Source organism: Geodermatophilus sp. SYSU D01105 (assembly GCF_054050095.1).
Genome location: NZ_JBJGYR010000016.1, coordinates 1 through 12733, shown reverse-complemented (window position 1 = coordinate 12733; position 12733 = coordinate 1). Strand labels below are relative to the sequence as shown.

At 76.1% G+C, this 12733-nt stretch carries 11 protein-coding genes and 1 pseudogene; 4 read left to right on the top strand and 8 right to left on the bottom strand.

Going from position 1 to position 12733, the window contains the following annotated elements; genetic code table 11:
- Positions 1-21: 21 nt before the first annotated feature.
- Positions 22-1071: a 1-phosphofructokinase family hexose kinase gene (locus ACI79I_RS15845; RefSeq protein WP_456993275.1), complete on the bottom strand. Its 1050-nt coding sequence runs from the start codon at positions 1069-1071 to the stop codon at positions 22-24.
- Complete coding sequence (locus tag ACI79I_RS15840) at positions 1068-1835, bottom strand: DeoR/GlpR family DNA-binding transcription regulator (RefSeq protein WP_456993274.1); 768 nt, start codon at positions 1833-1835, stop codon at positions 1068-1070. Before ACI79I_RS15840 ends, ACI79I_RS15845 begins: the two co-directional genes overlap by 4 nt.
- A 150-nt stretch (positions 1836-1985) precedes the next feature.
- Between ACI79I_RS15840 and ACI79I_RS15835 the strand changes: the two genes are divergently transcribed.
- The gene (locus ACI79I_RS15835; protein WP_456993273.1) at positions 1986-3698 is read left to right on the top strand and encodes a putative PEP-binding protein; all 1713 of its coding nucleotides are present in this window, start codon (positions 1986-1988) and stop codon (positions 3696-3698) included.
- Between the two features lie 96 nt (positions 3699-3794).
- On the opposite strand, the gene ACI79I_RS15830 is transcribed toward ACI79I_RS15835, so the two are convergent.
- On the bottom strand, positions 3795-4421 hold the full coding sequence (locus tag ACI79I_RS15830) for a pyridoxal-phosphate dependent enzyme (protein ID WP_456993402.1): 627 nt from the start codon (positions 4419-4421) through the stop codon (positions 3795-3797).
- A gap of 109 nt (positions 4422-4530) precedes the next feature.
- A pseudogene (locus ACI79I_RS15825) lies at positions 4531-4686 on the bottom strand (D-cysteine desulfhydrase family protein); the annotation flags it as partial.
- 404 nt (positions 4687-5090) lie between these two features.
- On the opposite strand from ACI79I_RS15825, the gene ACI79I_RS15820 reads away from it, so the two are divergent.
- Positions 5091-5231 (top strand): hypothetical protein, encoded by a 141-nt coding sequence (locus ACI79I_RS15820; protein WP_456993272.1) that lies wholly within the window; start codon positions 5091-5093, stop codon positions 5229-5231.
- A gap of 97 nt (positions 5232-5328) precedes the next feature.
- Here ACI79I_RS15820 and ACI79I_RS15815 read toward each other — a convergent pair whose 3' ends face one another.
- A complete protein-coding gene (locus ACI79I_RS15815) occupies positions 5329-5820 on the bottom strand; it encodes a DUF4396 domain-containing protein (protein WP_456993271.1) in 492 nt (163 codons plus the stop codon).
- A 213-nt stretch (positions 5821-6033) separates the two neighbouring features.
- Between ACI79I_RS15815 and ACI79I_RS15810 the strand changes: the two genes are divergently transcribed.
- The gene (locus ACI79I_RS15810; RefSeq protein WP_456993270.1) at positions 6034-8094 is read left to right on the top strand and encodes a diguanylate cyclase domain-containing protein; all 2061 of its coding nucleotides are present in this window, start codon (positions 6034-6036) and stop codon (positions 8092-8094) included.
- Positions 8095-8107: 13 nt separating this feature from the next.
- Here ACI79I_RS15810 and ACI79I_RS15805 read toward each other — a convergent pair whose 3' ends face one another.
- The 3 genes from ACI79I_RS15805 to ACI79I_RS15795 form a co-directional block, all read right to left on the bottom strand.
- Positions 8108-8938 carry a tyrosine-protein phosphatase gene (locus ACI79I_RS15805; RefSeq protein WP_456993269.1) on the bottom strand — a complete coding sequence of 277 codons (831 nt, stop codon included), beginning with the start codon at positions 8936-8938 and terminating at the stop codon, positions 8108-8110.
- A complete protein-coding gene (locus ACI79I_RS15800; protein ID WP_456993268.1) occupies positions 8935-9840 on the bottom strand; it encodes a 3-methyladenine DNA glycosylase in 906 nt (301 codons plus the stop codon). Before ACI79I_RS15800 ends, ACI79I_RS15805 begins: the two co-directional genes overlap by 4 nt.
- A gap of 133 nt (positions 9841-9973) precedes the next feature.
- Positions 9974-10729: a 3-hydroxybutyrate dehydrogenase gene (locus ACI79I_RS15795; protein ID WP_456993267.1), complete on the bottom strand. Its 756-nt coding sequence runs from the start codon at positions 10727-10729 to the stop codon at positions 9974-9976.
- 548 nt (positions 10730-11277) lie between these two features.
- Between ACI79I_RS15795 and ACI79I_RS15790 the strand changes: the two genes are divergently transcribed.
- On the top strand, positions 11278-12733 hold a 1456-nt coding region (locus ACI79I_RS15790; RefSeq protein ID WP_456993266.1), incomplete at its 3' end, for an MFS transporter.

The following is a 12733-nucleotide window of genomic DNA, read 5'->3' as shown; positions in this document are numbered from 1 at the left end:
GGCGGACCTCTCCGGGAGGCGTCAGCGGACGTCGCGGCCGGCGGCCGGGACGGGGGTGGTGCCGGGTGCAGCGGTGGTGCCGGGAGCGGAGCGGGATCCGGAGGCGGGGCCCTCGGGGTCCCGGACGACGGTGACGCGGACGGCCTCGCCGTCCACCTGGGCCGGGGTCGGGACGGCCGACCCCGGCAGGGACGCGCTGGCCGCGCCGTAGGCGACCGCGCTGCGCAGCCGGTTCGCCGGGTCGGCGCCGGCGAGGTCGGCGAGCACGTGGCCGGCCAGGCTGCAGTCGCCGGCGCCCACGGTGCTGCGGACGGCGATCGGGGGAGGGGCCGCCGACCAGACCCCTCCGGTGGCCGCGGACAGCAGCGCGCCGTCGGCGCCGAGGGTCAGCAGCACCTCGGCCACGCCGCGCCCGTGCAGGGTGGCGACGGCGGCCAGCGCCGCGTCCCGGTCGGCGGTCAGCTCGGCCTCGGGCACGCCGGCCAGCTGGGCGAGCTCCTCGGAGTTGGGCTTGAGCAGGTCCGGAGCCGCCTCCGGCCCGGCGGCGAGCAGGGCGAGCAGCGGCGCCTCGGACGTGTCGACGGCGATCCGCGCGCCGGTGTCGCGCAGGGAGACGACCAGCTCGGCGTACCAGTCGACGGGGGTGCCCGGCGGCAGGGAGCCCGAGAGCACCACCCAGCGGGCGCCCTCGGCGTGCCGGTGCAGGGCCGCGACCAGGGCGGCGCGCGTGGCGGCGTCCAGCGGGGCGCCGGGCTCGTTGAGCTTGGTGGTGGTCCCGTCGGGCTCGGCGAGGGTGTAGTTGGTGCGGACCGGCGTCCCGATCGGCACCGCGGCCAGCGGCAGCCCGAGCCGGTGCAGCGCGCCCACGATCGGGTCGTCGTCCCCGGCCGGGAGCACGGTCACCACGTCGGCGCCCGCGGCGGCCAGCGCGCGGGCGACGTTGACCCCCTTGCCGCCGGGCTCGGTGGAGCTCGGCCCCAGGCGGGCCACGCTGCCGCGCTGGAGGGGGCCGGGCAGGGCCAGCGTGCGGTCCAGGCTCGGGTTGGCGGTGAGGGTGACGACGGCGCTCACGCGATCACGACCTCGACACCGGCGTCCTCGAGCCGGGCGACGTTCGCGGGGTCGGCGTCGGCGTCGGTGACCAGGACGTCGACGTCGGTCGGCGCGGCGAACCGGATCAGGTGCTCGCGGCCGAGCTTGCTGCTGTCGGCGAGGACGACGACCTTCTGGCCGGCGTGGGCCATGGCGCGCTTCACGGCGGCCTCCGCGTCGTCGGGGGTGGTGAACCCGTGCTCAGGGGTGACGCCGTTGGTGCCGAGGAAGGTGACGTCCACGCGGAGGTCGGCGAGCGTGGCGAGGGCGGGGGTACCGACCGCGCACTGGGTGATGCCGCGCACCCGGCCGCCGAGCACGTGCAGCTCCAGGCCGGGAGCGGCCGCGAGCCGGGCGGCGATGGGCACGGAGTGGGTGACGACGAGCAGCCGGCGGTCGCCCGGCAGGAGGTCGGCGAGCGCGGCGGTGGAACTGCCGCCGTCGAGCAGCACGCTGCCGTCCGAGCCGGGCACGAGGTCGAGCGCGGCGGCGGCGATCTTCCGCTTCTGCTCGCTGCGGGTGCCGTGCCGTTCGGTCAGCGCCGTCTCGACGTAGGTCAGGGCCCCGGCGGGGACGGCCCCGCCGTGCACCCGGCGCAGCGTGCCGGCCCGCTCGAGGACGGCGAGGTCGCGGCGCACCGTCTCGGTGGTGACGCCGAACTGCTCGGCCAGGGCGGTCACCGCGACCCGGCCCCGGTCGGCCACCAGCCCCGCGATGGCCTGCTGACGCTCCTCGGGGTACACGAACGCTCCCCCTCTTGTTGCCCGATCGTGTGGCTTTTGCGTTGGAATGCTGTTGTTCTACGTCCGATCCGTTGACAAGTCAACACCTTTTCGTGACGCTGGTCACCGGTCGTCCTGCTCCTCCGACCCCCGAACCGAGGCGAGGTACCCATGTCCACCACCGCACCCGGAACCGCCGCCCTGCCGCCGACCGGTGGGCCCGTGGTCCTGCCCGGCACCCCGGTCGTGCCCGGCGTGGTGCTCGGCCCGGTCGTCCGACCGTCAGGGGCGGTGCAGCTGCCCGCCGACGAGGGCGCCGTCGTCCCCGAGGACCGTCGCGCGGGGGAGCGCGAGCGCTTCGTCGCCGCGGCGACCGTCGTCGCCGACCGGCTCACCGAGCGGGCCGCCGGTGCGACCGGGGTCAGTGCCGAGGTGCTGGCCACCACCGCGGGGCTGGCCCGCGACCGCGGCCTGCTCTCGGCCGTGGAGCAGCGGATCGACGCCGGCACGCCGGCCGCCGTCGCGACGGTGCAGGCCGCCCAGCAGTTCATCGACCTGTTTACCTCGCTCGGCGGGCTGATGGCCGAGCGGGTCACCGACGTGCGCGACGTGCGCGACCGGATCGTCGCCGAGCTCACCGGGCAGGGGGAGCCGGGCGTGCCCCGCCCCGAGGTGCCGTCGGTGCTGCTGGCCGAGGACCTCGCGCCCGCCGACACCGCCGGCCTCGACCCGGCCCGGGTGGTGGGCCTGGCCACCCGCCTCGGCGGGACGACCAGCCACACCGCGATCATCGCCCGCCAGCTCGGGCTGCCCTGCGTCGTCGCGGTCGGGGGGCTCGACGACGTCCCGGCGGGCGCCACCGTGCTGCTCGACGGCGAGCGCGGCACGGTCACCGTCGACCCCGAGCCCGACGAGGCACGTGCCCGCGTGGAGGCCTCCCGTGCCGCCGCCGCGGCCCTGGCCGGGTACCGGGGGCCGGGCCGCACCCGGGACGGCGTCGAGGTGAAGGTCCTGGCCAACGTGCAGGACGGCGCGGGAGCCCGGGCGGCGGCCGCCGCGCACGCGGAGGGGGTCGGCCTGCTGCGCACCGAGCTGGCGTTCCTCAGCCGCGCCGAGGAGCCGTCGGTGGAGGAGCAGGCCCGCGGCTACGCCGAGGTGTTCGAGGCATTCCCGGGCCGGCGGGTCGTCGTCCGGACGTTGGACGCCGGGTCGGACAAGCCGCTGGCCTTCGCCACGATGCCCGACGAGGCCAACCCGGCCCTCGGCGTCCGCGGCCTGCGGGTGGCCCGCCGGGACCCGGGCCTGCTCGAGCGGCAGCTGGACGCGGTGGCCGAGGCGGCGCGGCGGACCGGTGCGCAGCCGTGGGTGATGGCCCCGATGGTGGCGACCGTCCCCGAGGCGGCGGAGTTCGGCCGGCTGGTGCGCGACCGGGGCCTGGTGCCCGGCGTGATGATCGAGGTGCCGTCCGCGGCGCTGCTGGCCGACCGGCTGCTCCAGCACGTGGAGTTCCTGTCGATCGGCACCAACGACCTCTCGCAGTACACCCTTGCGGCCGACCGGCTCTCCGCCGACCTCGCCGACCTCACCGACCCGTGGCAGCCGGCGCTGCTGAGCCTGGTGCGGGTCACCGCCGACGCGGGCCGCCGGGCCGGCAGGTCGGTCGGCGTCTGCGGCGAGGCCGCGGCCGACCCGCTGCTGGCGTGCGTGCTCGTGGGACTGGGGGTGACCTCGCTGTCCTGTGCCGCGTCGTCCATCGCCGGGGTCGGGGCGCGGTTGGCCACGGTCGACACCGACACCTGCCGACAGGCGGCCGAGGCCGCCCTCGCCGCCGACGACCCGCACGGCGCCCGCGCCGCCGTCCGGGCGGTGCTCGGCGTGGACTGAGTTCGGAAGCACGGAGCGTGCCCCGGCGAGCGGCCTGACGACGACCCGGGCCGGGGCGGTGCCGGCCCGGCTCGGCAGCCGGGACGGGGCCCGGGATCAGCCGAGCATCGCCTCCGCTCGCCGGACCGCAGCCGCCGAGCCGAAGAGGCCCGGCAGGCCACCGGAGTGCAGGAACACCGTTCGCTCACCTGGCCGCACGTCCCCGGCGGCGACGGCGGCCGCCAGCCCGGCCAGCGCGCGCCCGGTGTAGACGGGGTCGAGGACGACGCCTTCGCACCGGGCGGCGGTGGCCAGTGCGGCCACGACCGGCTCCGGGAGCGTCGCATAGCCCTCGCCCACCTGGTCCCGGTCCAGCCGGAGACCGCCGGGGTCGCACTCCTCGTCGGTCAGCTCACTGACCAGGGCCGCGACCGTCCGCGCGGGGTCGGCGACCGCGCCGACGTGCACGCCCAGCACCCGTTCCACACCGAGCCCGGCGACCAGGCCGGCCATCGTGCCGCCCGAGCCGAGGGCGGTGACGACCGTGCGCAGGTCCGGCGCCTGCACCAGCAGCTCCTCGGCGCACTCCCGGTAGCCGCGGGCGCCGAGAGCGCTGGAGCCGCCGAAGGGGACGACGGCGGGCCGGCGACCGTCGCGGACCAGGTCGGCGGCGACCTCCTCGGCAGCGGAGGCCAGCCCGGCGTGGTCTGCCTCCCCGGCCCAGACGACGCGGACCCCGAGCAGCCCGTCCAGGGTCAGGTTGCCCGACGAGGCCGCCCCGGGATCGCCCCGCCAGCACGAGGACGACGTCGAGGCCGAGCCGGGCCCCGGCGGCCGCGGTCAGCCGGGCGTGGTTGCTCTGTGCGGCGCCAGTGGTCACCAGGACGTCGGCACCGTCGTCCAGGGCTGCGCCGACGAGCCACTCCAGCTTGCGCACCTTGTTGCCCCCGCCGCCGAGGCCGACCAGGTCGTTGCGCTTGAGCCACAGGTCGCCCCCGGCGAGCCCCACCGCGCGGGCCAGGCGTGGCGCGGGTTCCAGCGGCGTCGGCCAGGTCGCCAGCCGCACCCGCCGCGGTTGGGACGTCACGCGGTGATCATGGCACCTCGCTGCGTCCTGACCCCGCCCCGAGGCCGGCCTCGCGCCCGCAGGCGCTCGACAGCGGGCGGCCCCTGCAGGGCTGCTCCGCAGAGACGCCGGAGCAGTCCGACGCACGGTGACGACATCCCGACCGATGTCACCCCTCGCTGCCGAGCCCGGCGTCGACTGAGGCCGAACTCACCCTCCGGGGTGAGCAATCGTCGCCGTGTCACGCCGTCCGCCTGCGTTCCTTCGGAATAATCGACCTCGTACCTGGCTTGCTACGGGTACGACCTCTCGACGACACCGGAAGAAGGCAACGGACGATGAACAGCGTGACCTCCAGCTGGCGGCTTCGTCGGCAGGCGGCGCGGACGCGCCGGGCGATCGACCGCGCCCTCGCGCGCACCAGCAGCCCGGCGATGCGGGACGAGCTGCTGACGATGGCGAACGGCAGCGGGTACACCTTCCGCTGAGGCGCCGCACCGACAACGCGCGACCCCGGCCTCCGTCCCCGGAGACCGGGGTCGTCTGCTGTCCGCGGCCGCGTCCCGAGCGGGACGCGGCCCCGCCTCAGTGGAGGCCGTGGACGACGGCGTGGCCCTTGCCGCGGCTGATCATCCACCGGTTCACCGGGAGGGTGACCACGAAGGCGACCGCGAGCGCGCCCGCCAGGGCCAGCCAGAACAGGGCGCTGGTGATGCCCGCCTCCATGGCGCCGGGGACCGACAGCACCACGGCGTTGTCGACGACCTCCATGACCGCGATCGACACGGTGTCGGCCGCGAGGGCCACCGTCAGCGCCCGCCGGAACGGCAGGCCGGCGCGCAGCACGCCGCGCATGGTGAGCGCGTAGCCGAAGACGAAGGCCAGGGCGACGGCCAGGGCGACGGTGGCCGCGTCGTGCAGCCCGAGCGACGTGCCGATGACCATGCCGAGCACCTCGCCGATCGCGCAGCCGGTGAGGCAGTGCAGCGTCGCGGAGGCGGCCGTGGCCCAGGAGGTCCGGCCACGTGCGGCGTCCGGCTCCGTGTGCCCCGTGTGGTGGTGCGTGGTGGCGTCCATGGGCCCTCCCCGTCGCTGTACCCGTACCCCCTAGGGGTACAGACCGTTGGTACACCCCCGGACGGCGGCACGCAAGGGCCTCCGCCCCGCGGGACCGGGGTACCCCCTTCGGGGCGTTGTCCTCAACCGCACCGCCGGGGATGCCGATCGAGCAGGCGTGAGGAGATCGGGCCGGACGTGCCCCCTACGACGCGCTCAGGCAGGAGGGGACCCATGGTGACCGCTCCCGCGCCGTCGCCCGAGCCCCGCGAGACCTCCGGGGCCACCACCGGCCTGGTCCTCGGCTACGTGCGGCGCCAGGCCGGGGACGCCGCCGTCAGCGAGGTCCTGCGCAGGGCCGGGGTGTCCACGCCCGCCGAGCAGCTGGCCAGCCCCTCTCACTGGACCAGCTACGAGACCCGCATCCGGCTGTTCGCCGCGGCCACCGAGGTCCTCGGCGACCCGGCGACGATGTTCCGCGTCGGGCGCGAGGCGCTCGCCCACGGGCTGAGCCCGGCGCTGGTCCTCCTGGTCCGGGCGATGGGCTCGCCGGGGCAGGTGTACCGGCAGCTGCCGCGGGCGGTCGCGAAGTTCTCGACCACCTCCACGATGGAGATGCTGGAGGTCGGTGGCGGCCATGCGACCATCCGGTTCACCCTGCGTCCCGGCTACGCGCACTCCCGGCTGGACTGCCAGTACGCGCAGGGCCTGGTCGGCATGGTGCCTGCGGTCTTCGGGCTGCCGCCGGCCGACGTCCTGCACGACGAGTGCGAGTCCGACGGGCACCCCGCCTGCGTCTACCACCTGACCTGGGAGCACCGCCGCCGCTGGCGCCGCCCGCGGGTCACCGCCGCGCAGGCCCAGCCGGAGCTGTCCGCCCTGCACGACCAGCTGCGGGTGCTCCAGTCCGCGGCCGCCGACCTGGTGGCCAGCGACGACGTGGACACCGTGCTGCGGCGCATCGTCGCGCGGGCCGCCGAGGCGGTCCTGGCCCCCGGGTACGTGCTCGCGGTCACCGACCCCGAGGGCGGACCGCCGCTGGTGCACGGCGCCGGGCTGCCGGCCGAGACGGTCCACGGGCTGGCCGCGACCCTGCTCGGCGGCGCCGACCCCGGTCCGAACGTCGTCGCCGTGGACGTCGCCTCCGCCCGCCGCACGCACGGCCGCCTGGCGGCGGTCTACCGCCCGGGCGACGGCGGCCTGGGGCACGAGCGCGGGCTGCTGTCCGCGTACGCCGGCCACGCGGCGGCGACGCTGGACCTGCTCATGGCGCTGGAGAGCGCCCGGCGGGAGGCCCAGCGGGCCGGTGCGCTGCTGGCTCTGGCCCACGAGCTGGCCCAGGCCGGGGACGCCGCGGCGGTCTGCGCGGTGGTGGCCGACGCCCTGCCGCGCATCGTCGGGTCCGACAGCGCGACCATGCTGCTGTGGGAGCCCGCCGACGGCGCCCTGCTCGCCGCCGCCGTCGCCGGTCCCGACCAGTCCCGGCGCGAGCAACTCCTGGCCACCCCGTTGCGCGCCGAGGACACCCCCGAGCTGGTCGGGATGCTCACCGACCGCGGGCCGCGCGTCCTCGACGCCGCCACCTGCAGCGCCGGCCTGGCGCGGATGCTCACCGCGCTCGGCGTCACGCACGCGGTCGCCGTCCCCCTGCTCGCCGGCCGGACGTTCCTCGGCGTCGCGACCGCGAGCTGGGCGGCCGGCCGGTCACCGGCGGGCCTGGACGGCGAGGTGCTGACCCGTCTGCGAGGTGTCGGCGACCAGGCCTCGACGGCGCTGCAGAAGGCCCGGCTGCTGGAGACCGTCCGACACCAGGCCACCCACGACGCGCTCACCGGGCTGCCCAACCGGGTGCTGTTCCTCGAGCGGGTCGGCAGTGCCCTCGCCGCGGCCGCCCCCGAGCAGCACGTGGGCGTGCTGTTCTGCGACCTGGACCGGTTCAAGGCGGTCAACGACTCCCTGGGCCACGCCGCCGGCGACGAGCTGCTCCGCCAGGTCGCGGCCCGCCTGCGGTCGGCGGTGCGGCCCGGCGACACGGTGGGCCGGCTCAGCGGGGACGAGTTCGCCGTCCTGCTCCCCGGCCTGACCCGGCCCGAGGACGCCGACCGCGTCGTCGCCCGGGTGCTCGGGTGCTTCGACGAGACCTTCCGGCTGGAGGGCACGGCCGTCGCCGTCGGCACCAGCGTCGGGGTCGCCGTCCACAGCGGGGAGTGGGGCGTCGCCGACGACCTGCTGCGCGCCGCCGACGCGGCGATGTACCGGCACAAGCACGCCGACCGGGAGGGCCCGGAGGCCTGACCGCGGCCCTCGCTCAGGCGCGCAGGCGGGCGCGCAGCGCCTCCTGCTCCCCGGGGCCGAAGCCGTGCTCGGTCAGCCAGCCCACGGGGCCGCCGTGCCGCTCGTCGAGCAGGGTCAGCAGGCGGTCCATCGTCTCCGCACGCGGGGTGTGGACGGCGACGCCGCGGGTGGTCATGTCCTCCGCGTAGGTCGGCGAGGTCGCCAGCTTGGCCACCAGCGCGTCGATCACCTCGGCGGTGAGCGCGTAGTCGGCGACGATCTCCTCGTGCGGCACGCCGGCGACGGCCAGCGAGAACATGACGACCACCCCGGTGCGGTCCTTGCCGGCCGCGCAGTGCACCACGGCCGCGCCCTCGGTGCCGGCGGCCAGGGCGCGCAGCGCGCCGAGCACGTTGTCCGGCCGGTGGGCCAGGTAGCCCAGGTAGGAGCGCACCGCCGGCGGCTCGCCCTGGTCGCCCTCGGCCACCTGCCGCGGCAGGATCGACTCGGCCCAGCCGGCCGGGAGCTCGGGCAGGTCGGCCTCCTCGACGGCGAACACGTCGGTGTGGTGGCCGCGCTCGGGCAGCAGGCTGAAGTGCCGGTGGGTCACCGTGGGCACCGCGCGCAGCGGACCGCGGCCCTCCAGCAGCACCTCCGCGGTCGTCCGCAGGTCGATCACCTCGCGCAGCCCCACCTCGTCGACCAGCCGCCGGACGTCGGCGTCGCTGAGCGTCTGCAGGTTGTCGCTGCGCAGGATCCGGCCCCGCCGCGTCCTCCCGCCGTCGGAGGTGGGCAGCCCGCCCAGGTCGCGGGTGTTCGTCGTCCCGTCGAGCGTCAGCCAGCGGTCGGTGGCGGTGGAGGTCACCCTCCGACGGTACGACCTGCCGGCGACGGGGCGGGGTCGGCCGGGGGAGCGCCGAGCAACGCCGCGGTGACGTCCAGCAGGCCGGCGCGCAGGGCCGCACCGCGGGCGGCGAACCCCCGCTGCAGGGCGGCGTACTCGGCCCGCCCGGCGGCGGTCTCGATGCGCACCGGCTCCCGCCCGGAGGCACGCAGGTCGTAGGGCGAGGCGCGCATGTCCAGCTCGCGGACGTCCCGCGCCAGCTCGAAGCAGTCCAGCAGCAGCTCGCCGGGGACGGCGGGGCCGAGCTTGGTCGCCCACTTGTAGAGGTCCATGGTGGCGTGCAGGCAGCCGGGCTGCTCCAGGTCCGGCTGGGTGGCCCGGGTCGGCTGCAGCCGGTTGAGCCCGACCGCCGCGGGGGTGAAGAACCGGAAGGCGTCGAAGTGCGTGCAGCGGATCGGGTGCGCCTCGACGACGGCGTCCGTGCCGGCCTGGCCCAGCCGCAGCGGGAGCGGGTGCCGGTGCTCGTCCTGGCGGTAGACCATCGCCCACTCGTGCAGGCCGAAGCAGCCGGTGAACGCGGGCCGGGCCGCGGTGGCGGCCAGCAGCCGGTGCACGAAGGCGACGGTGTCCCCGCGGTCGGCGAGGTAGGCGGGGGTGTCCAGGACCACGCCGTCCCCGTCGTCGCGGTACCACCGCCAGGCGGCGTGCGGCGCGGGGGTCTCCAGGGCCGTCCCGGCACCGGGGTGCCAGCGCCGCAGCACCGACGGGCGGGTCGAGTAGTACTCGTAGAGGAAGTCCTCGACCGGGTGCCGCTCCCCGGTGGCCCGGCGGGCCCGGTGCCCGGCGGTCAGCGCGTCGGCCCGCTCCGCGTGCGCCGCCGACCGCGCGGTCCACACCTCGCGGGGGAGTCGGTCGGCGCGCACCGGTCCAGGGTAGGAGGGGCGCAGGGGAACCCCGTCCCGCGCTCGCCGGCCCGGTGGTGTGCGGTCGGAGCGCGTCCCGTCACGGGACCGCGCCGGGAGTGCCCACCACCCGGGGTCGCCGGCGCGGCATCCCTCAGTGGGCGCTCCACCCGCCGTCCATCACCAGCGAGCTGCCGGTGATCGAGGCCGCCGCCGGCGAGCACAGGTAGGCCACCGCCTCGGCGACCTCCTCCGGCTCGATCAGCCGCTTCACCGCCGCGGGTGCGAGCATCACCTGCTCCACGACCTGGTCCTCCGACAGGCCGTGCGCCTTCGCCTGGTCGGCGATCTGCCCCTCCACCAACGGGGTGCGCACGTAGGCGGGGTTGACGCAGTTGGAGGTGACCCCGTGCGGCGCTCCCTCCAGGGCGACCACCTTCGACAGCCCCTCGAGGCCGTGCTTGGCGGTGACGTAGGCGCTCTTGTAGGCCGAGGCGCGCAGCCCGTGGATGGAGCTGATGTTCACGATCCGCCCCCAGCCGCGCCCGTACATGTGCGGGAGCGCGCCGCGGACCAGCCGGAACGGCGCCTCCAGCATGAGCCGGAGGATCAGCGAGAACCGGTCCACCGGGAACTCGTGCACCGGGGCCACGTGCTGCAGCCCGGCGTTGTTGACCAGGACGTCGACGTCGAGGTCGAGGGCGTCGAGGCCGTCGAGGTCGGTGAGGTCGACCGCCAGCGCGGTGCCGCCCACCTCCGCGGCGACGGCCTTCGCCGCCTCGCCGTCCCGGTCGAGCACCACCACCGAGGCGCCGGCCGCGGCCAGCCGGGCCGCGCAGGCCCGCCCGATCCCCGAGGCACCGCCGGTCACCAGCGCCCGCCGTCCCGCCAGCCCGCCCGCTGCGTCCATGGCCGTCACCGTAGGCCGGGGGCTCGCGGTGCTGCACGTCGTGCGCCACACCCCGATTCCGCGCGGTGGCGGCCACCGGCACCGGATGGTGCGGGACCCGGGGATGGCGGGCGGACCCGCCGGGGCGCCCCGGTGTGGTGGGTCCACAGGGGTGGCCCGCAACGCCGGCGTCGCCGGTCACCGGATCCAGATCCCCCGCAACTCGCCGATCTGCGGCAACCCGGGGATGCTGTGGCCGGAGCTCCGGCAGCAAGGGGGGACCGTGGATCTGCACCGTCGTCCGTGGGCCCTGCCCGTTGCCGTGCGGCGCTGGGACGCGTACCGCCGACGGCCACCCGCACGCCGGCCTTCGCGGGGTCGTGCTCCGGGTCCTGTGGACCGTCTCTGGCCTGTCGTCCGGCCGCCTCTCGCGCCGGCGCTGCACCAGTTCCGAACGCTGAGCCGGCCACCTGTGAGCGGCCGGCCCCTCGATCACCGGGGGGCTCGCGCCCTTCGGCCGGAGACATCCGGAACCTGACCAGATCCTGCACACGGAGAGGGGATGAGCATTGTCCAGGTCTCACCAGGAAGCCGCTGTCCCGCCGGGGTCGCGCACGCCCATCGTCAAGGTCGTCGGCGCCAGCCTCGTCGGGACGACCGTGGAGTGGTACGACTTCTTCCTCTACGGCTCTGCTGCCGCGCTGGTCTTCAACAAGCTGTTCTTCCCCGACTTCGATCCGCTCGTCGGCACGCTGCTCGCGTTCGCCACTTACGCGGTGGGCTTCGCTGCCCGGCCGATCGGTGGAGTGATCTTCGGTCACTTCGGTGACAAGGTCGGGCGCAAGAAGATGCTGGTCATCACGCTGATGCTGATGGGCGGCGCGACGTTCCTCATCGGCCTGCTGCCGACCTACGGGGCGATCGGCGTCTGGGCGCCGATCCTGCTGATCCTGCTCCGGCTGGTGCAGGGCTTCGCTCTGGGTGGGGAGTGGGGTGGGGCGGTGCTGATGGCCGCCGAGTACGGCACGCCAGAGCGACGCGGGTACTGGGCCTCCTGGCCGCAGGCCGGTGCGCCGGCGGGCAACCTCCTCGCCGTCGCCGTCCTCGCCCTGGTCTCCGCGGTGACCGACGCCCAGCAGTTCGAGTCCTGGGGCTGGCGCATCCCGTTCCTGCTCAGCGCGGTGCTGGTGGCCGTGGGCCTGTGGATCCGGGTCTCGATCGAGGAGTCGCCGGTCTTCCGGGCCGCCCGGGAGCAGTCCGCCCAGGCGGAGGAAGCTCCCAAGCTGCCCGTGGTCCAGGTGCTGCGCCAGTACCCCCGGGAGATCATCCTGGCGATCGGCGCCCGCCTGGCGGAGAACATCGGCTACTACATCTTCACCGCGTTCGCGCTGGCCTATGCCACCGGTGAGGCGGGCACATCGCGCGGCACGGCGCTGAATGCGGCGCTCGTCGCCTCCGCGATCCACTTCGGTGCCATCCCCGTGATGGGTGCGTTGTCCGATCGGTTCGGCCGCCGGCCGGTCTACCTCGCGGGGGCCGTGGGCGTCGGGGTGTGGGGCTTCGTCTTCTTCGCCCTGTACGACTCGCAGTCGTTCCTGCTGCTCGCGGTCGCCGGCACGATCGGCCTGGTCTTCCACGCAGCGATGTACGGGCCGCAGGCGTCCTTCTTCTCCGAGCTGTTCTCCACCCAGGTGCGCTACAGCGGCCTGTCGGTGGCGGGACAGGTGTCCTCGATCGTGGCCGGGAGCCTGGCGCCGATCATCGCGACCGCGCTGCTCATTGAGTACGGCAGTTCCCTCCCGATCTCGCTGTACCTCGCCGGAGCCGCGGTACTCACCGCGATCGCCGTCGTGCTCAGCCGGGAGACCGCGCGCAGCGACCTGACGCGGGACCCCGCAGCCGAGCGGGGGGGGGGGGGGGGGGGGGGGGGGGGGGGGGGGGGGGGGGGGGGGGGGCGGGGGGGGGTGGTGGGCGGGGGGCGGGGGGGGGGGGGTGGGGGACCGGGCGCCTGTCGGTTCGCTAGGG